At 60.2% G+C, this 23,306-nt stretch carries 17 protein-coding genes and 2 pseudogenes; 17 read left to right on the plus strand and 2 right to left on the minus strand.

What is annotated here, in order from left to right; genetic code table 11:
- Positions 1 to 118: 118 nt before the first annotated feature.
- On the minus strand, positions 119 to 967 hold the full coding sequence (locus AC1DUY_RS26725; protein WP_170849696.1) for a cyclase family protein: 849 nt from the start codon (positions 965 to 967) through the stop codon (positions 119 to 121).
- A 295-nt stretch (positions 968 to 1,262) separates the two neighbouring features.
- On the opposite strand from AC1DUY_RS26725, the gene pncB reads away from it, so the two are divergent.
- Positions 1,263 to 2,564, plus strand: a complete 1,302-nt coding sequence (gene pncB / locus AC1DUY_RS26730) for a nicotinate phosphoribosyltransferase (RefSeq protein ID WP_093758946.1) — start codon at positions 1,263 to 1,265, stop codon at positions 2,562 to 2,564.
- A 76-nt stretch (positions 2,565 to 2,640) separates the two neighbouring features.
- On the opposite strand, the gene AC1DUY_RS26735 is transcribed toward pncB, so the two are convergent.
- The gene (locus tag AC1DUY_RS26735; protein WP_478118249.1) at positions 2,641 to 4,803 is read right to left on the minus strand and encodes an acetate--CoA ligase family protein; all 2,163 of its coding nucleotides are present in this window, start codon (positions 4,801 to 4,803) and stop codon (positions 2,641 to 2,643) included.
- 187 nt (positions 4,804 to 4,990) lie between these two features.
- On the opposite strand from AC1DUY_RS26735, the gene AC1DUY_RS26740 reads away from it, so the two are divergent.
- The 16 genes and pseudogenes from AC1DUY_RS26740 (at position 4,991) to AC1DUY_RS26815 (ending at position 23,286) form a co-directional block, all read left to right on the plus strand.
- Positions 4,991 to 5,722 (plus strand): GntR family transcriptional regulator, encoded by a 732-nt coding sequence (locus AC1DUY_RS26740; protein WP_068730533.1) that lies wholly within the window; start codon positions 4,991 to 4,993, stop codon positions 5,720 to 5,722.
- An 85-nt stretch (positions 5,723 to 5,807) separates the two neighbouring features.
- Entirely contained in the window at positions 5,808 to 7,547 is a 1,740-nt protein-coding gene (gene oxc, locus AC1DUY_RS26745; protein ID WP_478118250.1) for an oxalyl-CoA decarboxylase, read from the plus strand.
- A 79-nt stretch (positions 7,548 to 7,626) separates the two neighbouring features.
- Positions 7,627 to 8,904, plus strand: a complete 1,278-nt coding sequence (frc, locus tag AC1DUY_RS26750) for a formyl-CoA transferase (protein WP_120290951.1) — start codon at positions 7,627 to 7,629, stop codon at positions 8,902 to 8,904.
- Between the two features lie 233 nt (positions 8,905 to 9,137).
- A complete protein-coding gene (locus AC1DUY_RS26755; protein ID WP_165826718.1) occupies positions 9,138 to 9,275 on the plus strand; it encodes a hypothetical protein in 138 nt (45 codons plus the stop codon).
- Positions 9,276 to 9,773: 498 nt separating this feature from the next.
- Entirely contained in the window at positions 9,774 to 10,787 is a 1,014-nt protein-coding gene (locus AC1DUY_RS26760; protein WP_089267115.1) for a Bug family tripartite tricarboxylate transporter substrate binding protein, read from the plus strand.
- An 89-nt stretch (positions 10,788 to 10,876) separates the two neighbouring features.
- On the plus strand, positions 10,877 to 11,374 hold the full coding sequence (locus AC1DUY_RS26765) for a tripartite tricarboxylate transporter TctB family protein (RefSeq protein WP_089267114.1): 498 nt from the start codon (positions 10,877 to 10,879) through the stop codon (positions 11,372 to 11,374).
- A 57-nt stretch (positions 11,375 to 11,431) separates the two neighbouring features.
- On the plus strand, positions 11,432 to 12,937 hold the full coding sequence (locus AC1DUY_RS26770) for a tripartite tricarboxylate transporter permease (protein ID WP_089267113.1): 1,506 nt from the start codon (positions 11,432 to 11,434) through the stop codon (positions 12,935 to 12,937).
- 209 nt (positions 12,938 to 13,146) lie between these two features.
- The gene (oxlT, locus tag AC1DUY_RS26775) at positions 13,147 to 14,436 is read left to right on the plus strand and encodes an oxalate/formate MFS antiporter (protein ID WP_089267112.1); all 1,290 of its coding nucleotides are present in this window, start codon (positions 13,147 to 13,149) and stop codon (positions 14,434 to 14,436) included.
- A gap of 233 nt (positions 14,437 to 14,669) precedes the next feature.
- On the plus strand, positions 14,670 to 15,980 hold the full coding sequence (oxlT, locus tag AC1DUY_RS26780) for an oxalate/formate MFS antiporter (protein ID WP_478118254.1): 1,311 nt from the start codon (positions 14,670 to 14,672) through the stop codon (positions 15,978 to 15,980).
- Positions 15,981 to 16,259: 279 nt separating this feature from the next.
- Positions 16,260 to 16,691: a CBS domain-containing protein gene (locus AC1DUY_RS26785; protein WP_478118256.1), complete on the plus strand. Its 432-nt coding sequence runs from the start codon at positions 16,260 to 16,262 to the stop codon at positions 16,689 to 16,691.
- A 112-nt stretch (positions 16,692 to 16,803) separates the two neighbouring features.
- Positions 16,804 to 17,109, plus strand: a pseudogene (locus AC1DUY_RS26790) (2-dehydropantoate 2-reductase N-terminal domain-containing protein); the annotation flags it as partial.
- A pseudogene (locus tag AC1DUY_RS26795) lies at positions 17,108 to 17,251 on the plus strand (fumarylacetoacetate hydrolase family protein); the annotation flags it as partial. The pseudogenes AC1DUY_RS26790 and AC1DUY_RS26795, both read left to right, overlap by 2 nt.
- A 150-nt stretch (positions 17,252 to 17,401) precedes the next feature.
- Positions 17,402 to 18,397, plus strand: a complete 996-nt coding sequence (locus AC1DUY_RS26800; RefSeq protein ID WP_089267106.1) for an NAD(P)H-dependent flavin oxidoreductase — start codon at positions 17,402 to 17,404, stop codon at positions 18,395 to 18,397.
- Positions 18,398 to 18,417: 20 nt separating this feature from the next.
- On the plus strand, positions 18,418 to 19,386 hold the full coding sequence (locus AC1DUY_RS26805; RefSeq protein WP_478118259.1) for a zinc-binding dehydrogenase: 969 nt from the start codon (positions 18,418 to 18,420) through the stop codon (positions 19,384 to 19,386).
- Positions 19,387 to 19,630: 244 nt separating this feature from the next.
- Positions 19,631 to 21,955: a PAS domain-containing sensor histidine kinase gene (locus AC1DUY_RS26810; RefSeq protein WP_478118261.1), complete on the plus strand. Its 2,325-nt coding sequence runs from the start codon at positions 19,631 to 19,633 to the stop codon at positions 21,953 to 21,955.
- A 362-nt stretch (positions 21,956 to 22,317) separates the two neighbouring features.
- Positions 22,318 to 23,286, plus strand: coding sequence for a Bug family tripartite tricarboxylate transporter substrate binding protein (locus AC1DUY_RS26815; RefSeq protein ID WP_231080973.1), 969 nt, complete (start codon positions 22,318 to 22,320; stop codon positions 23,284 to 23,286).
- Positions 23,287 to 23,306: the final 20 nt, after the last annotated feature.

A 23,306-nucleotide genomic window follows, 5' to 3' on the forward strand; every position in this document is an offset into this window, starting at 1 on the left:
CCGACCTCTCCACGTCATGCCCGGGCGTGTCCCGGGCATCCACGACTTGGCCGCTAGTCCAGACGGACGGGGATGGCCAGGACGAGCCACGGCCATGACGGTGTGGACCTAAACTACATCACCCCATGATCGCCTTTGCGGCATTGCCCATGGCTTCCACCGAGGCATCGCCCGTATCCGTGAAGCACAGGATACGACACGGGCATGACTCAAGCCCATCATAGCGCCATGGGAAGGCGCCGATCAGGCAACGCTGGTTCAGCATTAGCTCGATGTCGCCGCCGATATTCTCGGCATGCAACAAGCCTTCCTGGAACGCGTAATTGTGGAACGGAAACATGTCGGCAGTCACGTGGCGGCCCGAGAGCTTGTGATTATACTCAAACGTGCCGAAGAATTCTGCCGGCGTCTTGCCGTGCTTCTTGGTGAACTGCGCAGCGATGTCTGGCCGCATGTTGCGGATCGAGGTGTTCATCGAGTGATCGCAGGAACCCGTGTCCATGCCGAACCACTTGATCTTCTTCTCTAGCATCCAGTGCAGGGTGTCGAGGTTCGGACCGGGGTGATAGCAGAAGTACTTCACCAGATCCTGCTGTGCCTGACCTTCGTAATATTTATGCCAGCCGGTGTGCAGGATCAGAATGTCACCTTCGCGAATATCCGCGCCGGACTTCTCAAGCATCTCAGGCGTGATCACCGCCCAGTCGTGCATCTGGCTTGAGATGTCGACGACGACGCCGCGATTGAACAGGTAGTCCAGCGGCAGCGAGGCCATGTCGCCCTTGCGCCCGTCGGTGGCATGCATCGCGCCGTCGAAATGGGTGCCGGCATGCAGCGCCGTCTCGATCCGCTGCGCCACGATCATCTGCGTCTGCAGGTTCTGCGCATAATACATCTTGTTGCCGGCATAGCCGACCCAGCCGGGCGTGTGGATGTTCATGACGTGGGAGAGATCGACGACTTTCATGGTGCTGTCCTTCATCGTTTCGGGGCGCCCACCGGCAGGTGGAAATCGTAAGCATGCAAACAATTCTGCGCAATGCCCGCAGATGCAGGATCAGGGCCAAAAACAGATGGACAAACGCTGGGCTGCCACGACAATCCTCGATTGTGAAAGCGCCGTTCAGCGCTTGCGTTGACATCGATAAACCCGGCGGATACGCCAATTTAATGAACTGCTGCAAAGACAGCGTCAGCGATGCGGCCACTGCCGTTTCGGTGCAGGTGCCACGATCAGGCACGTTACCAGGAGTGGCGTTGCCATGATGGATTTCGCCACCCGGGTCCACAATCACAACTACCGGCTTGATCCGATCATCCGGTCGCTGCTGGACACCGACTTCTACAAATTCCTGATGCATCAGTTCATCTGGATGCTTTATCCGAAGGTGCCCGTGACCTTCGGCCTGATCAACCGCACCAAGACCGTCCGCCTTGCCGAGATCATTCCGGAAGCGGTGCTGCGCGCGCAGCTCGATCACGCCCGCACGCTTTCATTCCGCGAGAACGAACTGATCTGGCTGGCCGGCAACCGCTTCTATGGCCGCCGCGACATCTTCCGTCCTGAATACATCGAATATTTACGCAGCTTCAGGTTGCCTGACTACAAGCTTGAGACCATCGATGGTCAATATGTCCTCACCTTCGAAGGTGACTGGGCTGAAGTCACGATGTGGGAGATCTACGCCCTCGCCATCGTCAGCGAGCTGCGATCGCGGATCGCCATGGCCACGCTGGACAAGTTCGAGCTGGATATTCTCTACGCCCAGACCAAGACCAAGATCTGGAACAAGATCAAGAAGCTGAAATCCTATCCGGACATGCGGCTCGCGGAATTCGGCACCCGTCGCCGCCACGGCTTCCTGTGGCAGGAATGGGTGACGGACGCGATGGCCAACGAGCTTGGCCGCAGCTTCGTCGGAACGTCGAACGCCCTGCTCGCTTTCAAGCATTCATTCGAGGCCATCGGCACCAATTCGCACGAACTGCCGATGGTGTTCGCCTGTCTCGCCGAAAACGACGAACAGCTGAAGACCGCGCAATATGACGTGCTGGCGAAATGGCAGGAGGTCTATGACGGCGAATTGCTGATCATTCTGCCCGATACGTTCGGCATGACGCAGTTCCTGCGCGACGCACCGCCCTGGGCCTCACAATGGACCGGCATGCGCATGGACAGCAAGGAGCCGGTTGCGGCGGGCGAAGAGATGATCGCCTGGTATGCGATGCGCGGCGAGGATCCGCGCAAGAAGCGCGCGATGTTCAGCGACGGTCTCGAAGTCGATCTGATGATCGATCTGCATCAGCGTTTCCGTGGGCGCATCCGCGAGAGCTTCGGCTGGGGCACCATGGCCACCAACGACTTCCGCGGCGCGCATCCGCGCGGGCTCGATTCACTCGACCCGATCAGCCTGGTCTGCAAGGTCACCTATGCCAACGGCCGCTCGGCCGTGAAGCTGTCGGACAATCCGGCCAAGACCACCGGCAGCAGCCCAGCGGAGATCGAACGCTATCTACGCATCTTCGGCCGTGAGGGCGTCGCCGAGCAGCCGGTGATCGTCTAGCCAGAACCGCAAACGCAAAAAAGCGCCGCCCGGTTTCCCGGACGGCGCTTTGTTTTTGTGTATAGATCGAAGCTGCTTACAGCAGGCCCGCTCCCCGCGCCCACTTGTACTTGGCGCCGAGCACCTCGACCGGGAGTTCGGTCGAATAGGCGTAAGCCGGAATGCCGTTCTGGTAGAGATATTCGGCGGCTTCCTCGACTTCCACGTCGCCCGCGAGCGAAGCCACCATCGGCTTCTCGATGCCCTTGGCCTTCATCTCGTTCTTGATCTCGACCATGTTGCGCGCGAACACCATCGGCGGCGTCACGATCGTGTGCCAGTAACCGAGGATCAGCGAGTGGATGCGATCATCGGTGAGGCCCAGCTTCACGGTGTTGACGTAAGTAATCGGCGGTTCGCCACCAGTGATGTCGACCGGGTTGCCGGCGGCGCCGAACGGCGGGATGAACTTGCGGAACGCCGCATCCAGATCCGGCGGCATCGCCATCAGCGACATGCCGTTATCGACCACCGCATCCGACAGCAGCACGCCCGAACCACCGGCACCGGTGATGATCAGCACGTTCTCGCCCTTCGGCGTCGGCAGCACGGGAATGCCACGGGCGAATTCGAGCAGCTGGCGCAGCGAGCGGGCGCGAATGACGCCCGACTGCTTCAACACGTCCTCATAGATCTTGTCGTTGCCGGCAAGTGCGCCGGTATGCGACGAGGCCGCCTTGGCGCCGGCCGAGGTGCGGCCGGCCTTGAGGACGACAACCGGCTTGATCTTGGAGACGCGCTTGGCGGCTTCGGCGAAGGCACGGCCATCCTTCAGATCCTCGCAGTGCTGCGCGATGATCGTGGTGTTGGGATCCTGCTCGAAGAACGCCAGCAGATCGTCCTCATCGATATCCGACTTGTTGCCGAGGCCGACGATCGCCGACACGCCCATCTTGGCGGAGCGCGAGAAGCCGATGATCGCCATGCCGATGCCGCCGGACTGCGACGACAATGCCGCCGAACCCTTCACGTCATAGGCTGTACAGAAAGTCGCGCAGAGATTGGCCGGCGTATAATAGAAGCCATAGATATTCGGCCCCATGAGACGGACGTCATATTTCTTGCCGATTTCGACAATCTCTTCCTGCAGCGCAGGCTCGTTGGCTTCGGCAAAGCCCGACGGAATCAGCACCGCGCCCGGAATTTTCTTCTCGCCGCACTCGATCAGCGCACCTGCAACGAACTTGGCGGGAATCGCGAATACCGCGGTGTCGATCACGCCCGGAACATCCTTGACGCTCTTATAGGCCTTGCGGCCCATGATCTCTTTGGCCTTCGGATGGATCGGGTAGATGTCGCCCTTGTAGCCGCCGTTGATGAGGTTCTTCATCACCGAATTGCCGATCTTGCCATCTTCGGCGGAAGCGCCGATCACAGCGACGGCCTTCGGCATCATGATGCGGTTCATCGCCGTGACGATTTCGGCGTTGGAGCGCGGCGCGGGGCGCGGTTTGTAGTCGAAGTCGACGACGATGCGCACGTCGGCGGCAATCGCGTCTTTCTTGGTGGCGAAGACCGGGTTGAGATCGAGTTCGACCATTTCCGGGAAATCGCTGACGAGCTGCGATACCTTGACGATGATGTCGGCCAGCGCTTCGCGGTTGGCGGGATCGCCGCCGCGTACGCCATGCAGCATCTCGGCGGCCTGAATGCCATCGAGCATCGACAGCGCGTCATCATTGGTGGCGGGCGCGAGGCGGAAAGTGACGTCCTTCAGCACTTCGACGAGCACACCGCCGAGGCCGAAGGCCACCAGCTTGCCGAACGAACCATCGGTGATCGAACCGATGATCACTTCGGTGCCGCCCATCAGCATCTGCTGAACCTGGATACCTTCTATCTTGGCATCGGCCTTGTACTTTTTGGCATTGGCCAGAATGGTGTCGTAAGCTTTCTGCGCGTCTTCGGCGGTCTTGACGCCGACAATGACACCGCCCGCTTCGGTCTTGTGGAGAATGTCCGGCGAGACGATCTTCATCACGACCGGGAAGCCCATGCCGCTTGCCATCTTGGCAGCGTCAGCGGCTGAGGTGGCCACGCCTTCTTTCGGCACGGGAATGCCGTATGCGTCACACACAAGCTTGCCCTCGGGGGCGGTCAGGCTGGTGCGCTTGTCGGCTTTGACCGCATCGAGAACTTTGCGGACGGCCTGTTTCGCCGATGGTGTTGCTTCTTTGACGGCAAGATTCGATTGGGACATGGCTTCCTCCTTCACGTCTTTTCCAATAGACGGATTGATGGCATTTGGTATGCCAGAAACTTGATTGTCAAGGCGCGTTGCAGCGCAAAATTGCTGAAATAGCTGTCATCTTGACATCCTGGCATCTGGTATGCCAAAAATTCTTGACGTTATTTCTGTGGTAGGACATCTCGACTGGAGATGATTCATGCCCACGCGAAAACAAACCAAGGCGCCGTCCGTCATGTCTGAAGCCGATATTGCGATCGTTCGGATTGCACCGGAGACCAGCTTCAAGACCAAGGCCTATGAAGCCTTGAAAGAAGCCATTCTTAAGATGGACATCTACACCTCACCCGATCCGGTGATGCTTGACGAGCGCGCTCTGTCGGAACGGCTCGGTGTCAGCCGCACACCTATCCGCGAAGCCATTGCTATGCTGGAGCAGGATGGCTTCGTAAAGACTGTGCCACGCCGCGGCATCGTCGTTGTCAGAAAGACCAAGGTCGAGATCGTCGACATGATCCGCGCCTGGGCGGCGCTGGAAAGCATGGCCGCGCGTCTGATCACGACTACCGCACGCAAAAAAGATATCTCGGCGCTGCGCGACTTTTTCAAGGACTTCAACAAGGACCGTCTGCCACAGGACCACGTTGAGGAATATTCGAAAGCGAATATCGCTTTCCACCAGGCACTGATCTCGCTCAGCGAGTCGCCGGTGCTGGTCGATATGACCAACGATATTCTGTTGCATGTGCGTGGCTATCGTCAGCTGACCATCGGACGCACGGACCGTACCGCGACGTCCCTGCCCGAACATCTGGCCATCATCGAAGCGCTTGAGGAGCGCAACACCGAGCTCGCGGAAAAGCGCGCGCGCGATCACACGCTCGGTCTGGCTTCTTATGTCGAAGCCCACGGCCAGGAATTGTTTACGTAAGCGCCGTCTCGCGACGGTTCACCACTCCGCACCACGTCCAATTGAGCAACGACCAACAGTCACAAGAAAAGTCAGGGAGAGCGGGATGTCCGCAGTAGTCCAGAGCATCGATACCAACGCAGCCGCCGAGCAGGAATTGACCGATGGCTTCCATCTGATCATCGATGCACTCAAGCTCAATGGCCTCAACACGATCTATGGCGTGCCGGGCATTCCGATTACCGACTTCGGCCGCATGGCGCAGGCCGAGGGGATCCGGGTGCTGTCGTTCCGTCACGAACAGGCCGCCGGCTATGCCGCATCAATCGCCGGCTATCTCACCAAGAAGCCTGGCGTCTGTTTGACCGTGTCGGCACCCGGCTTCCTCAACGGCCTTACGGCGCTGGCCCATGCCACCACCAACTGCTTCCCGATGATCCTGATCTCCGGCTCGTCCGAGCGCGAGATCGTCGACCTGCAGCAGGGCGACTATGAAGAAATGGATCAGCTCGCGATCGCCAAGCCGCTCTGCAAGGCCGCGTTCCGCGTGCTGCATGCGGCCGACATCGGTATCGGCCTCGCCCGCGCGATCCGCGCCGCGGTGTCCGGTCGTCCCGGCGGTGTCTATCTCGATCTGCCGGCCAAGCTGTTCGGTCAGGTGATGAATGCCGATGCAGGCAAGAAGTCGCTCGTGAAGGTGATCGACGCCGCGCCGGCGCAGATCCCTGCCCCGGATTCGATCAAGCGCGCGCTCGACGTGCTAAAATCGGCGAAGAAGCCACTGATCATTCTTGGCAAAGGTGCAGCCTATGCGCAGGCCGACGATGCCGTGAAGGCACTCATCGAGACATCCGGCATTCCGTTCCTGCCGATGAGCATGGCCAAGGGCCTCCTCCCGGACACGCATCCGCAGTGCGCGGGCGCTGCGCGCTCCACCGTGCTGAAGGATTCGGACGTCGTCATGCTGATCGGCGCACGCCTGAACTGGCTGCTGTCGCACGGCAAGGGCAAGAGCTGGGGTGATGCACCGAAGAAGTTCATCCAGATCGACATCGAGCCAAAGGAAATGGACTCCAACGTCGAGATCGTCGCACCTGTCGTCGGCGATATCGGCTCCTGCGTCGCCGCTCTGCTCGATGGCATGGGAAAGGGCTGGCAGAAGGCACCGGTGGACTGGGCCAATGCGGTCACCAAGAAGCGCGAGGAGAACGTCGCCAAGATGGCGCCGCGCCTGATGAACAACAACTCGCCGATGGATTACCACGGCGCGCTTGGTGTTCTGCGCACCATCATCGCCGAGCGTCCGGATGCGATGCTCGTCAATGAAGGCGCCAACACGCTCGACCTTGCCCGCGGCATCGTCGACATGTATCAGCCGCGCAAGCGCATCGATGTCGGCACCTGGGGCATCATGGGCATCGGCATGGGCTATTGCATCGCTGCTGCGGTTGAGACCGGCAAACCGGTGCTGGCGATCGAAGGCGACAGCGCATTCGGTTTCTCCGGCATGGAGGTGGAGACAATCTGCCGCTACAATCTGCCGGTCTGCATCGTCGTCTTCAACAATGACGGCATCTATCGCGGCACTGACGTCAATCCGACCGGAGGCTCCGACGTGGCGCCGACGGTCTTCGTCAAGGGCTCGCGCTACGACAAGATGATGGAAGCCTTCGGCGGCATCGGCGTGAACGCAACCTCGCCCGACGAACTCAAGCGCGCCGTCAATGCGGCGATGGATTCCGGCAAGCCGACGCTCATCAATGCGGTGATCGATCCGGCAGCCGGCAGCGAGAGCGGCCGTATCGGCAACCTCAATCCGCAGAGCGTGCTCAGCAAGAAGAAATAACACATCAGGCGGGGTCGCGAGACCCCGTCTCCTTTTCTCATATGCCGAGGCGGCAAAACTAGTTTACGGGAGCAAAACAATGACACAGGCGCTCAAAGGCGTTCGCATTCTGGACTTCACCCACGTTCAATCCGGCCCAACCTGCACGCAGTTGCTGGCATGGTTTGGCGCCGATGTGATCAAGGTCGAACGCCCCGGCGTTGGCGACATCACCCGCGGCCAGCTGCAGGACGTGCCGAATGTGGACAGCCTGTATTTCACAATGCTGAACCACAACAAGCGTTCGATCACCCTCGACACCAAGAACCCGAAGGGCAAGGAAGTCCTCACCGCGCTGATGAAAGAGTGCGATGTTCTCGTCGAGAACTTCGGACCCGGCGTGCTCGACCGCATGGGCTTCCCGTTCGAAAAGATTCAGCAGATCAACCCGAAGATGATCGTCGCCTCGATCAAGGGGTTTGGTCCAGGTCCCTATGAGGACTGCAAGGTCTATGAGAACGTCGCGCAGTGCACCGGCGGCGCAGCTTCCACCACCGGCTTTCGCGATGGTCTGCCGCTCGTCACCGGCGCGCAGATCGGTGATAGTGGCACTGGCCTGCATCTCGCACTCGGCATCGTCACCGCGCTGTATCAGCGCACGCAAACCGGCAAGGGCCAGAAGGTCACCGCCGCGATGCAGGACGGCGTGCTCAACCTGTCGCGGGTCAAGCTGCGCGACCAGCAGCGCCTCGCTCACGGTCCGCTCAAGGAATACAGCCAGTTCGGCGAAGGCATTCCGTTCGGCGATGCCGTGCCTCGCGCCGGCAACGACTCCGGCGGTGGTCAGCCCGGCCGCATCCTGAAGTGCAAGGGCTGGGAAACCGACCCGAACGCCTACATCTACTTCATCACCCAGGCGCCGGTGTGGGAGAAGATCTGCGACGTGATCGGCGAACCGACCTGGAAGACCGACCCGGCCTATGCCAAGCCGGCGGTGCGCCTGCCCAAGCTCAACGCGATCTTCGCACGGATCGAACAGTGGACGATGACCAAGACCAAGTTCGAGGCGATGGAAATCCTCAACCAGGACGATATCCCGTGCGGGCCGATCCTGTCCATGAAGGAACTGGCCGAAGACCAGTCACTGCGTGCGACCGGCACTGTGGTCGAGGTCGATCACCCCGAACGCGGCAAGTATCTGTCGGTTGGCAATCCGATTAAGCTATCGGAAAGCCCCACCGAAGTGACCCGCTCGCCCCTGCTCGGCGAACATACCGACGAAATCCTCAGGCAAGTGCTGGGCTTCAGCGATCATCAGGTGGCCGAAATCCACGACTCCGGCGCACTCGATCCGCCGCGGAAGGTCGCAGCTGAGTAATTTTTGCAGCGATTTCATACAATTAGATGCGAAAGGCCGCCAATTGGCGGCCTTTTTCATTTGTGGTGACCAAGGCGGAACCTTAATAAGAAAATCAAATCGATCCATATCGCACTGCAAAATCCTCATGCTGCCATGCAAACAAGACAATTGTCCTTGGCATCTGGTATACGTAAATTGATCCCAGATGATGAGGCGCCAAGACGGGGCGGCCTCCAGCAAAGGATCAAATCATGTCGAAGACTGCTTCTCTCGGCCTCGCAACGTCCACCAGCTTCTTCGCTCGCTTCATGGCCTCGCTCGATCGCGCGCTGATGGCCAGCGCACGCATCTCGGCCCGGAACGGCGACCTGCCCCGCTTCGGCCTGTAAGGCTGCGACGTCACTACTTTTGCGCGGCTAGCCCGCGCAAAATTCTCTGCGTTCCTCCCGACGACTGGCCCCGGATTTCCGGGGCCGTTTTTTTTGTTTGTGTAGTTGCATCGCAGCGACGTCTCGCGTTCCCTGCGACATTTCAGCCTCCCCGGCTTTTAACGGCTCTAATCGCTTGCCGCTTGGCATATCGCATACCAAAATGCGCGAACGGTAATGCTTCACGTCTGAATAGAGAGCATACCTGGGGAGGACAAAGGCTGCGCGCCTTCGCGGGCACGCGATGCCGTATGCGCAATGACAGAGCGATCCAGACCCACTCATCCTTTTTGCAGGCGAGCCGCTTTGTTGCTCGACAGTCTGACGTGCGCATATGGCGCATGCAAGGGCGCGTTTGAACACCTGCAGTCAGGACATTCGAAGGAAGACCCGACCACGCATTGACGATTTCAAAGTCGACGAACGATCGACGCTATCAAAACGAATGGGAGAGAAACAATGAAACGCCTAGGTTCATGTCTCACGCTAGCCGCCGCTGCATCCATTCTCTGCCTGGGAGCGTCTCTCCCGGCATCTGCTGCATGGGAGCCGACGCGCCCCGTCGAATTGATCGTTCCCGCGGGCACCGGCGGCGGCGCCGATCAGATGGCGCGCACCATTCAGGGCATCATCACCAAGCACAGTCTGATGAAGCAGCCGCTTGTCGTCATCAACAAGTCGGGTGGCGCGGGCGGTGAAGGCTTCCTCGATGTGAAGTCGGCGAACAACAATCCGCACAAGATCATCATTACGCTCTCTAACCTGTTCACGACACCACTCGCCACCGGCATTCCCTTCAACTGGAAGGATCTCACGCCGGTCGCAATGCTGGCGCTCGACGAGTTCGTATTGTGGGTAAATGCCGACAAGCCCTACAAGACGGTGAAGGACTATATCGACGCCGTGAAGGCCGCACCGGCCGGCACGATCAAGATGGGCGGTACGGGCTCGAAGCAGGAAGACCAGATCATCACGGTCGCGGTCGAGAAGGCGATCGGCAGCAAGTTCACTTACATCCCTTACAAGGGCGGCGGTGAAGTCGCAGTACAGCTCGTTGGCCAGCATGTCGATTCAACCGTGAACAATCCGATCGAGGCAGTCGCGCAGTGGCGCGGCGGCAAGGTGCGTCCGCTCTGCGTCTTCGACAGCAAGCCGATGGCCTATGACGAACAGGTTGCCGACGGCAAGGGCTGGAAGGACATTCCGACCTGCAAGTCGCAGGGACTCGACATCGAATATGTGATGCTGCGCGGCATCTTCATGGGGCCGAAAGCGACGAAGGATCAGATCGATTATTATGTCGAACTGTTCAAGAAGGTCCGCGCGACGCCCGAGTGGCAGGACCTGATGAAGAGCGGCGCCTTCAACACGACCTTCATGACCGGCGGTGAATATGCCAGCTGGGTTGGCACCGAAGAGAAGCGCCACGAGACGCTGATGAAGGAAGCCGGCTTCCTCGCGCAAGGCAATTGACGCGGCACCATGACGCCGGACCTGATCGCACATCAGGTCCGGCGCATGCAACACGCTGATCGACGCTGATCTCTCACACAGAGTTGTCCATGACCACGCAGCAATCTCACAACGCAGGCCCGTCTCACAAATCGGTCGAAGCCGGCGTCACCACCGTCATCGGCCTGTTCGGCGCCATTGTCGTCTATGGCAGCGTCAAGGCCGGCATCAACTGGGGCGCAGAGGGACCGAAAGCCGGATTCTTCCCGTTCTATATCGGGCTGTTCATTATCATCTCCAGCCTCGTCAATATTTGGAACACGCTGCGCGAGGACGACGGCAGCCTGTTCGCCGAATGGGGCCAGCTGCGCCAGGTCTTCAGTGTCGTCATTCCCACCGGCATCTATGTCGGCGTCCTGCCGTTCATCGGACTCTACGTGTCGTCGATGATCTTCATCGCATGGTTCATGCGTTGGCTCGGCAAATATGAGTGGCCGATCATCGCCGCGATCTCTCTTGGCATGCCTGTCGTCACCTACCTGATCTTTGAACGCTGGTTTCTCGTGCCGCTCCCCAAAGGGCCCCTCGAGGATCTGCTCGGTCTCTGATTTCCGCGATCTTTAATTCCGTTGCGTCTGCCGGTCTCTTTCTGAGGACTACTCGAAATGGAAGAAATTGCTAATCTGTTCCAGGGCTTTGCGGTCGCGCTGCAGCCATTCAACATCGCGGTGATGGTGCTCGGCATCGTGCTTGGCGTCATCATCGGCGTGCTGCCCGGCCTTGGCGGCGCCAATGGCGTTGCGATCCTGCTGCCCCTCACCTTCAGCATGCCGCCGACATCGGCCATCATCATGCTGTCCTGCATCTATTGGGGCGCATTGTTCGGAGGTGCGATCACCTCGATCCTGTTCAACATCCCCGGAGAGCCATGGTCGGTCGCCACGACATTCGACGGCTATCCGATGGCCCAGCAGGGCAAGGCTGCCGAAGCACTGACCGCCGCCTTCACGTCCTCTTTCGTTGGTGCGCTGTTCGCCGTCGTCATGATCACCCTGGTCGCGCCGCTGGTCGCAGGCTTCGCCTTACGATTCGGACCCGCGGAGAAGTTCGCGGTCTATTTCCTGGCGTTCTGCAGTTTCGTCGGGCTGAGTAAGGAGCCACCTTTCAAGACCATTGCGGCGATGATGATCGGCTTCGCTCTCGCCGCCGTCGGCCTCGATTCCATTACCGGCCAACTGAGACTCACGTTCGGCTCAACCGAACTTCTCAATGGCTTCGACTTCCTGATCGCTGTCATCGGCCTCTTCGGTCTTGGCGAAATCTTCCTCACCATGGAGGAAGGCCTGCGCTTCCAGGGCGGCAAGGCGAAGATCGATCTTCGCGTCGTGCTCCGTACCTGGATGAGCCTGCCGCAATACTGGATGACGTCACTGCGCTCCTGCGTGATTGGTTGCTGGATGGGTGTCACGCCGGCAGGTGCGACACCGGCATCGTTCATGAGTTACGGGATCGCCAAGCGCGTCTCCAAGAACGGCAACAATTTCGGCAAGGGCGAGATCGAAGGCGTCATCGCTCCGGAAACGGCCGCGCATGCCGCCGGTACCGCAGCCCTGCTTCCGATGCTCTCGCTCGGCGTCCCCGGTTCGCCAACTGCCGCTGTGCTTCTTGGTGGTCTGCTGATCTGGGGCCTGCAGCCCGGCCCGATGCTATTCGTCGAGCAGAAGGAGTTCGTCTGGGGCCTGATCGCCTCGATGTATCTCGGCAACCTCGTCGGCCTGATCATCGTGCTAACCTGCGTACCGATCTTCGCAGCAATCCTGCGGGTTCCATTCAGCATCATTGCACCGCTCATCCTGGTGCTCTGTGCGATCGGAGCCTATTCCGTCCACAACTCGACCTTCGACGTGGTGATGATGCTGGTATTCGGAATCATCGGTTACGCACTGAAGAAGTGTAACTATCCCCTCGCCCCGCTGGTGCTCGCCATCGTACTTGGCGACAAGGCCGAGGAAGCCTTCCGGCAGTCATTGCTGGGCTCACAGGGATCGCTTGGGATCTTCTTCTCGAACACACTGGTCAGCAGCATCATGATCCTCGGCCTGATCGCGCTGTTCTGGTCGGTGATCCAGAACGGCTTCACCCGGCTGCGTACTCGCACTGCAGCAGCGTAAGTAACGATACAAATAACTGTTCAAACCCAAAAGCCGGCGGTCTGGACCGCCGGCTTTGTGCTGTCTTGTAGTATCGCAGTACAGCATTCAGTCATGCGAAACTTGCAGCGGCAAATTGGCAAGATTTCGCTTGTTAGTTGGCATATCATATACCAAACTATCCTTCGCAGCTGTCGAGCTCTCAATAGAACAGCGCTTTAGGAGGAACTATGACTGATGCAGTTCACGGGGTGGCGCCAGCTGCCGCACGTGTCAGCGATGCCTACCGCTGGACACAACTTGCCATCGGCGTTGGCGCGATGGTGATGATCGCCAACTATCAATACGGCTGGACCTTCTTCGTCCCCGACATCCAGAAGAAGTTCGGCTGGGATCGTGCGTCGATCCAGTGGGCCTTCACCCTCTTCGTTCTGTTCGAGACCTGGCTGGTGCCGGTCGAAGGATGGTTCGTCGATAAATACGGCCCGAAGCTCGTCGTCCTTATCGGCGGCATCCTCTGCGGCATCGGCTGGGCGATCAATGCACAGGCGGAAACGCTCAACGGCTTCTATCTCGGCATGATCGTTGCGGGCATCGGCGCTGGCGGCGTCTACGGCACCTGCGTCGGCAATGCCCTGAAGTGGTTTCCTGACAAGCGCGGCCTCGCGGCTGGCATCACCGCCGCAGGATTTGGTGCCGGCTCCGCCCTCACGGTCGCTCCGATCCAGGCCATGATCCAAGATTCCGGCTTCCAGACCGCATTTCTGTATTTCGGTCTCGGGCAAGGCATCATCATCGTGATCCTCTCCTTCTTCCTGTTCGCACCAAAGGCTGGACAGGTACCGGCGGTCACGCAGAACGCCAACGTTATCCAGACCCGCCGCAACTACGCGCCGACAGAAGTCATCCGCCATCCGATCTTCTGGCTGATGTATTTCATGTTCGTGATCGTGGGGGCCGGCGGCCTGATGGTGACGGCCAACCTGAAGCCCATTGCGGCCGACTGGAAGATCGACAACGTCCCCGTCACGCTGATGGCCATGACGATGACGGCGGTCACCTTCGCAGCCACCATCGACCGCGTACTCAACGGTCTCACGCGTCCGTTCTTCGGCTGGATCTCCGACATGATCGGTCGCGAGAACACCATGTTCATTGCCTTCGGCATGGAAGGCGTGGGCATCTGGGCGCTGTATATGTGGGGCCACGATCCCCTGTGGTTCGTGCTGCTGTCGGGCTTCGTGTTCTTCGCATGGGGTGAGATCTACTCGCTCTTCCCATCGACGTGTACGGACACCTTCGGCTCCAAGTTCGCAACGACCAATGCCGGCCTGCTCTATACGGCAAAGGGGACGGCAGCACTTCTGGTGCCGGTCGCGAACTACATGCAGCAGTCGTCGGGCACCTGGGACAGCGTCTTTCTCATTGCAGCCGGCGCCAATATCCTGGCTTCACTGCTGGCCATTGCGGTGCTGAAGCCTTGGCGTAAGGTCGTCGTCAGCAAGGCGCTTGCGACCTAAAAAACGCAAAAAGCCTCAAGAAAACAACGCGCTCAGCCCCGGCTGGGCGCGTTTTGCGTGGGCGACGCGCTGCTCGCCAAGGCGTGATCGCCTTCGCGCAATAATCGGGCAAGACCACCTTGCATCGTGGAATATAATATACCAGTCTCCGACCAAGCGACGCCTGCGGCAATACGCCACAACCTTAGCGACACCACGCCGCAAGGGAAAAAGCGCGCATCGGAGGAAACACGATGGCTCGACCAGACTTCACCACCGCGTCCAACCCACCCGGCAGCTTCCGCTGGATCCAACTCGTGATGGGCATCGTCTGCATGGCGATGATCGCCAACCTGCAATACGGATGGACGCTGTTCGTCGACCCCATCGACGCCAAGTATCACTGGGGTCGCGCCGCGATCCAGCTTGCCTTCACCCTGTTCGTCGTCGTCGAAACCTGGCTGGTGCCGGTCGAAGCGTGGTTCGTCGACAAATACGGTCCCCGCGTCGTCATCATGTTCGGCGGAGCCATGATCAGCCTCGCCTGGGTGCTGAACTCCTATGCGGACTCACTGGTGATGCTTTACGCCGGCGCCGTCGTCGGTGGCATCGGCGCCGGTTCGGTCTACGGCACCTGCGTCGGCAACGCGCTGAAGTGGTTTCCCGATCGCCGTGGCCTTGCCGCGGGCGCCACGGCGGCAGGCTTCGGCGCTGGCGCTGCGATCACCGTCGTGCCGATTGCGCATATGATTGCCGAGAGCGGCTATCAGCACGCCTTCTTCACCTTCGGCATCGGCCAGGGCCTGATCGTGTTCATGCTCGCCTTCTTCATGCGTCCGCCTCTGCAGGCCATGCCGGTGACGAGGAAACAACTCAATCTGCCGCAGACCAAGACGGATTTCACACCGCCGCAAGTGCTGCGCAGCCCGATCTTCTGGGTCATGTATCTGGTCTTCGTGATGGTCGCCGCCGGTGGCTTGATGACCGCAGCGCAGATCGCGCCGATCGCCCACGACTACAACATTGCGAATTCTCCGGTGACATTGGCCGGCTTCCAGATGGCAGCACTGACCTTCGCCATCTCGCTCGATCGCATCTTTGACGGGTTCGGCCGCCCGCTCTTCGGTTGGTTGTCGGATCAGATCGGTCGTGAACACACCATGTTCATCGCCTTCGGCACCGCCGCGCTGATGCTGCTGACGCTGTCGGCCTATGGCCACAACCCACTCGTCTTCGTACTGGCGACGGCGGTCTATTTCGGCGTCTTCGGTGAGATCTACAGTCTGTTCCCGGCGACGTCAGGCGATACGTTCGGCGCCAAATACGCCGCGACGAATAACGGCATGCTCTACACCGCAAAGGGCACGGCGGCATTGTTGGTACCACTCGCGAGCCTGATTGCAGCGAGCTATGGATGGCAGGCCGTGTTTGTGATCGCCGTTGCACTCAATGCCACGGCTGCGTTGCTCGCTTTGTTCGTCATCAAGCCGATGCGGCGCGCATTCATTCTGGGAAGCGAACCTGCCGTAACGGAAGCCGCGGCGCACAGCGCCAAGACCGCCTGATCAATCGAAGCTCGTTCAAGATTTCAGGGGCGCACGCGAGTGCGCCCCTTTTTTCATGCCCAACTGGCATACCAGAGTTCCGACTGGATATCGCCAGTGCGCCAGAAGCACATCGGAAATACACGCCAAGCAGCAAATAAACGTCAGAAACACTGACTTTCTTTCTTGATCCACGACCCCTCGATATCCCGGTTTCTGCGTTGACAACTGGCATACCGTATACCAATCTTGCGCCTACAAGATCGATCCTCAGCCGATCAGCCAAGGGAGGTTATTGCCATGCAAGTCGGAGATATCCTGCGTAGGAAGAGCACCCGTATCGCCACTGTCCGCATGAACGAGACCGTCGCCATCGCGGCGCAGTTGCTTCGGACGGGCAATATCAGCGCACTGGTCGTGAAGGACGTGTGCCGCACCGAGGGCAACACCGCGGTCGGCATGTTCTCGGAACGAGACGTGGTGCGCGCGATCGCCGAACACGGCGCCGCCGGCGTCAATCGCAAGGTCTCGGATATGATCTCGGTCCAGGAATTGATTTCCTGCCACTCGACCGACACGCTCGAACATGTGCGACACCTGATGAACAGGCATCACATTCGCCATGTCCCGGTCATCGACGATCACACGCTGATCGGCGTGATCAGCATCCGCGACATCAGCAGGGCGCTCGATCATGAGGATGTACCGCAAGCGCGTGCAGCGGTCGCCTGAGGCCTAGCCTCAAGCTCACTTCGCGTTTCATACCGGGATCGACACGGACCGCCAGCGGTCCGTGATGCCAGTTCTTTTGCCTTGTCCGCGCCCGTTGCCTTGGTGACATTTCATGAAGATCTGCATCTACGGCGCCGACGCCATCGGCGGCTATCTCGGCGTTCAGCTCGCGCGGGCTGGCGCCGATGTCAGCCTTGTCGCGCGCGGCGCGCATCTTGCGGCGATGCGCGCAAATGGACTGAAGCTGCTGATAGCAGGAGAAGAACACGTCGTGCATATCCCCTGCACCGACGATCCAGCAGAACTCGGCGAGCAGGATTATGTCATCATTTTCCTGAAGGCCCATTCGATCACCGGTGTGATCGAACAGATGCAGCCGCTGCTCGGACCAAGGACACGCATTGTCACCGCGATGAATCTCCCACGACATGACCCTGCTGCCGGGCGATCTGATCTGCTGCGGCACCCCTGTCGGCGTCGGCGTGATGAAGGAGCCTGTCAACACCGTAACCATCGCGATCGAAGGTATCGGCGAGCTACATAACGAATTCCACCAATAGGAATTAGGCACTCGCCCCGCCAAATCCGCATGGCGCACCGCCGGCTGTCCGATGGACATTCACCCGGTGCGACGGCATCCTCCGCCCCCCAAAGATCAACAAGCCTCATCGGGCCCACCCGATGCGCCTGCGAGGGAACAGAGGACCATCATGATCAAGACGCGCTTTACCGAGCTCGTGGGTGTCGAACACCCGATCGTCCAGGGCGGCATGCAGTGGGTCGGCCGCGCCGAGCTCGTCGCCGCAGTGGCCAATGCCGGCGCGCTCGGCCTGATCACCGCACTGACCCAGCCGACGCCGGAAGACCTCACCAAGGAAATCGCGCGCTGCCGCGACATGACCGACAAGCCGTTCGGCGTGAACCTGACCATTCTGCCAACCATCAAGCCGCCACCCTATGCGGAATATCGCCAGGCCATCATCGAGGCCGGCATCAAGGTGGTCGAGACTGCCGGCAACAAGCCGCAGGAACACGTCACCGAATTCAAGAAGCACGGCATCAAGGTCATCCATAAATGCACCAGCGTGCGCCACGGCCTCTCCGCCGAGCGTATGGGCGTCGATGCGATCTCCATCGACGGCTTCGAATGCGCCGGCCATCCGGGTGAGGACGACACCCCCGGCCTGATCCTGATCCCGGCCGCGGCCGACAAGATCAAGATCCCGATGATCGCCTCGGGCGGCTTCGGCGACGGCCGCGGCCTTGTCGCCGCGCTGGCGCTCGGCGCCGAGGGCATCAATATGGGCACGCGCTTCATGTGCACCAAGGAGAGCCCGATCCATCAGCTGGTGAAGGAACGCATCGTTGCCAATGACGAACGCGAGACCGACCTGATCTTCCGCACCATGCGCAACACCTCGCGCGTCGCCAGGAACGCGGTGAGCAAACAGGTCGTCGCCATGGAGAAGGAAGGCGCCACTTTCGAACAGATCAAGGAACTCGTCGCCGGTGCCCGCGGCAAGCTGGTCTATTCGCACGGCGACGCCGAAGATGGCATCTGGTCGGCCGGCCAGGTCCAGGGCCTGATCCACGACATCCCGAGCTGCCAGGAACTTGTGTCGCGCATCATGCATGATGCCGAGACGATTATCCGCGCACGCTTCGAAGCCATGCTTGATGGCAGCCAGCGCCAGGCCGCTGAATAGACGGAACGGAAAGCAGAACCATGAAAGCTTATGTCTACGGCGCCAATGGCGCTGCGATCGGTGATGCCCCGAAGCCCTCGCCCACCGGCACGCAGGTGCTGGTTAAGGTGAAAGCCTGCGGCCTTAACCGCGCCGACCTCGGCATGACCAAAGGCCATGTCCACGGCGCTGCCGGCGGCGTCGGTACGGTGCTGGGAATGGAATGGGCCGGTGAGATCGCCGAACTCGGCCCGGAGGCCAAGGGCGTCAAGGTCGGGGATCGCGTGATGGGTTCCGGCGGTGCGGCCTTTGCCGAATTCGCCGTCACCGATCACGGCCGGCTGTTCCACATGCCAGCCAGCATGAGTTTCGAGGATGCCTGCACTCTGCCCGTCGCCATCACCACGATGCACAATGCGCTGGTGACCAATGGCGGACTGCAGCCCGGCCAATCGGTCCTGATCCAGGGCGCCAGTTCCGGCGTCGGCCTGATGGCGCTGCAGATCGCCAGGCTCAAGGGCGCAAAGACGGTGATCGGTTCATCCACCGACGCCGCACGTCGCGCCCGGCTGAAAGACTTCGGCGCCGACCTCGCCATCGATTCGAAAGATGCCGGCTGGGTTGATCAGGTGCTCAAGGCCACGGACGGCGACGGCGTCGATCTGATCGTCGACCAGATCTCGGGGCCCGTCGCCAATCAGAACCTGAAAGCCACGAAGGTGATGGGACGCATCGTCAATGTCGGCCGCCTCGGCGGCACCCATGGCGATTTCAATTTCGATCTCCATGCCGCCCGCCGCATCACCTATATCGGCGTAACCTTCCGCACGCGATCGATGCAGGAGATTCGCGACATCTTCAGTGCGGTGCGTACGGACATCTGGCCCGCTATCGAAGCCGGCCAACTGAAACTGCCGATCGACAAGGTCTACACATTCGACGACATCGGAACGGCGTTCGACCACATGGAAGCCAACAAGCATCTCGGCAAGATCGTGGTCACGTTGTAACGCGCGTTCTGCGAGTCATTGATTTCAACGCCGCGCGTGATTCTCATGCGCGGCGTTCCTGTTTCGGACTCATGCAAGTACCGAACAGTGATGAAATTCTCCGGTGGATACGATTTATTTCACGTTAACGTTTCGTTGACTCTCGACAGCCCTGGCAAAGTGGATTCTTATTGGTCTTGCGATTCGAAGTGGCGGGGCAGTTGTTTCGAGCGACGCGGGCGAGATTCTTCGAGGGGGCTTAGGTATGGCGCGTGCGCATGCGGACAACGCATGCGTCCAATCCGATTCGATCAAAGGATTGGCGCAGTCTATCGCGAAGCCGGCCTATCACAGGCTGCTGATCGCAGAGCCGGCACTTCGCCGAGCCGTCCCTACACTCATCATCGCTTTTCTCATCACGATCTTCTTCGGCGCCTTCGTGCAGGTGGTCGATCAGAGCCGGCAGAAGCAGGCATCGATGAAGCGCGATCTCGCAGCGCTCGCCGATCTGCTCGCCGAGCGTCTCGAACGCAACGGCACCATCCGTCAGGATCGCTCTGCAGCCGTCGAGCGCCTGCAGAGCCTGCTGCCCAGCCTGATTCCATCCTGGGGGATCGCCGGGGGACGCCACGTCATCGTGCTGGGCGCCGATCAGAGCATTCTCGCGCGCGTGCCGATCGACCTGCCACCGGGCGACGCCAATCGCATCCTCGACGTCCTCAGTGCGACACAGGCCACGGCTGCGCAGGGTCAACGCACTGACGTTGTCGATGTGAAGCTGCCCGACAACAGCCATGCATTGGCCACCCGCCGCATCGTCAAGGCGCTGCCGGGTCAGGTGGTCGTCATTCAGGAGAACAACGAGCCGATCTGGCGCTCGGACTCCGCGCTGTCGATCACGCTCTCGGCCACCACCGGCTTCGTGGTGCTGATCCTCGGTTTCGCCTTCCACTGGCAATCGACCCGCGCCCGCGAAGGCGACGCCATCAACGACGCCGTGCGTGGCCGCATCGACACTGCCCTCAACCGCGGCCGCTGCGGATTGTGGGACTGGGATCTGTCGCGCGGCCGCATCTTCTGGTCGCAGTCGATGTTCACCATGCTGGGCCTCGACAGCCGCAGCGACCTGCTGACCTTCGGCGAAGTCAATGCGCTGGTACAATCCGACGACATCAACCTGTTCGAGATCGCCGATCAGCTGATTTCGTTCAAGATTGATCACATCGACCAGACCTTCCGCATGCAGCACAGCAACGGCCACTGGATCTGGCTGCAATTGCGCTGCGAACTCGCGCAGGGCCAGAACGATGGCAGCCAGCACCTGATCGGCATCGCCATCGACGTCACCGAACAGAAGAGCCTCGCCGAGAAGACCGTCGAGGCCGACGTCCGGCTGCGCGACGCCATCGAGACCATTCCCGAAGCCTTCGTGCTGTGGGACGCGGAGGATCGCCTGGTCCTCTGCAACTCGCATTTCCAGCGCCTGCACAAGCTGCCGGACTCGGCGGTGTCGCCGGGGACGTCCTACGAGACCGTGCTCGAAGTCGGCAGCATGCCCGAGGTCCGCTCGCGTCTCGCGGAATCCGGCGCTGCGGCCCCTGGCGCCCGTACCTTCGAAGCGCAGATCGAGGACGGCAGCTGGCTGCATATCAGCGAGCGCCGCACCAAGGACGGCGGCTACGTCTCCGTCGGCACCGACATTACCCGCATCAAGGAGCACGAGCACAAGCTGGTCGACAACGATCTGCGCCTTCGCGCCAGCGTTATCGATCTCAAGCACTCCCAGGCTGCGCTGGAGAAACAGGCGCTCGAACTCGCCGACCTCGCCCAGAAATATTCCGACGAGAAGAACCGCGCCGAGGAAGCCAACCAGACCAAGTCGAAATTCCTGGCCAATATGAGCCACGAACTGCGCACGCCGCTGAACGCGATTATCGGCTTCTCGGAAATCATGGGCAGCGGCATGTTCGGCAATCTCGGCTCCGACAAATATGCCGAATACTGCCACGACATTCTCACCAGCGGTCACTATCTGCTCGAAGTCATCAATGACATTCTCGATATGTCGAAGATCGAGGCCGGTCGTATGCAGCTGGACCTCGAGCCGCTCGATCTTGGACAGACGCTGTCCGAAGCGCTGCGTGTCGTCTCCGGCCGCGCCGACGACAAGAATCTGACACTCAGCGCCGACATCGCGGCCGATGCACCGGTGGTGGCCGACCGCCGCGCCATCAAGCAGATCCTGGTCAATCTGCTCTCGAATGCCGTGAAGTTCACACCCGATGGCGGCCGTGTCACCGTGCGCAGCCGCGTGCTGCGCGACTCCGTCGCTCTGATGATCGCCGATAGTGGCATCGGCATCGCCCCGCAGTCGCTGAAGCGTCTGGGACGCCCGTTCGAGCAGGTCGAGAGCCAGCTCGCCAAGACCTATCACGGCTCGGGCCTCGGCCTCGCTATCGCCAAATCGCTGACCAACCTGCATGGCGGATCGATGAAGCTGCGCTCCAAGCTTGGCACCGGCACCGTGGTCTGCGTCACCATCCCGCTCCGCGGCAGACACAGGCCAGCGGAAATCTCCGAGGCCGCCTAGGCGTCGATGCTTACCGCTGACCCGGCCGAGCCAACGCCCATGGCATGATGCCCAAGCGTCAAATGGCCGCTTGGGAGGCCCCTGCCCATACCTATACTAAAGGTTGCAGGTCGCTATATTGGCGCGTCGGCACGGCCGGTCTGGACTGGGACCGCTGTTCTTTCTCGTGTGATCTGTCAATTTTCAAAGCGGCCATCTGCGAAGTATCTACCAACAAAACTCCAGCGGTTGCCGACTGAAGGGAGCTCCCGAACTCACGAACCACACTGCTCTTCAGCAGATGGATGAGCCGTCAAGACAAGAGCGACACGGAGATTGTCGCCTGTTCAATAAACAAAAGCATTCCAGTGGAGGAAACGACGATGAAACTGAGCCATCTCGCCGTGGCGGCATTCTGTCTGACAGTGCCAGGCATGGCAGTCGCGCAAGACTATCCCGCGAAATCCATCACGGTGATCGTGCCTTTCACTGCCGGCGGCGCCAGCGATACGACAGCGCGCATGACGACGCAGAAGATGCAGGAAAGCTTCGGGCAGTCCTTCATCATCGAGAACAAACCCGGCGCCAACGGCTCCATCGGCGCAACGCAACTCGCTCGCTCAAAGCCGGATGGCTACACTCTGATGGTGGGCTCGATCGGGGTCATCGCGATCAATCCGGTGCTTTACAAGGACCCGGGCTATCACCCGCTCCAGAATTTCGATCTGCTCAGTGTCGCTGTGCGCAATCCCAACGTGCTGATCACGCGCCCCGATTTCCCGGCCAATACCGTCCAGGAACTCATCGACTATCTCAAGAAGAATCCCGACAAAGTCACGTTCGCCTCATCGGGCGTGGGCTCGTCCGACCATCTGACGGCGGTGTTGTTTTGGCAGAAAACGGGGACCACCGGCATCCACACGCCCTACAAGGGTGGCTCGCAGGCCCATACGGACCTGATGGGCGGACATGTCGACGTCTCCTTCCAGAATCTCGGCGCAGTCGCCAACTACATCCGAGGCGGCAAGATGAAAATTCTGGCCGTTACCAGTGACGCGCGCTCTGATTCATTCCCGCAGACGCCAACGATGAAGGAAGTCGGCGTCGACGATCTCAATATCTATTCGTGGCAGGCCTTCGTCGCGCCCAAAGGCCTTCCGGCCGATGTGAAGACCAAGCTCGAAACATCGATCACCACCGCCCTCACCTCGCCCGATCTCAAGAAGCGGCTGACCGACAGCGGCTTCGAGGTCGTCGCCAATACGAGCGCGGAATTTCAGAGCTTTCTGGAAAAGGAACTCGCCCGCTGGAAGACGGTTGTCGAGATCGGCAAGGTCAAGCCGGAGCAGTAGGAACTGCGATACACGTCTCT

Source organism: Tardiphaga sp. P4_G1 (assembly GCF_056401215.1).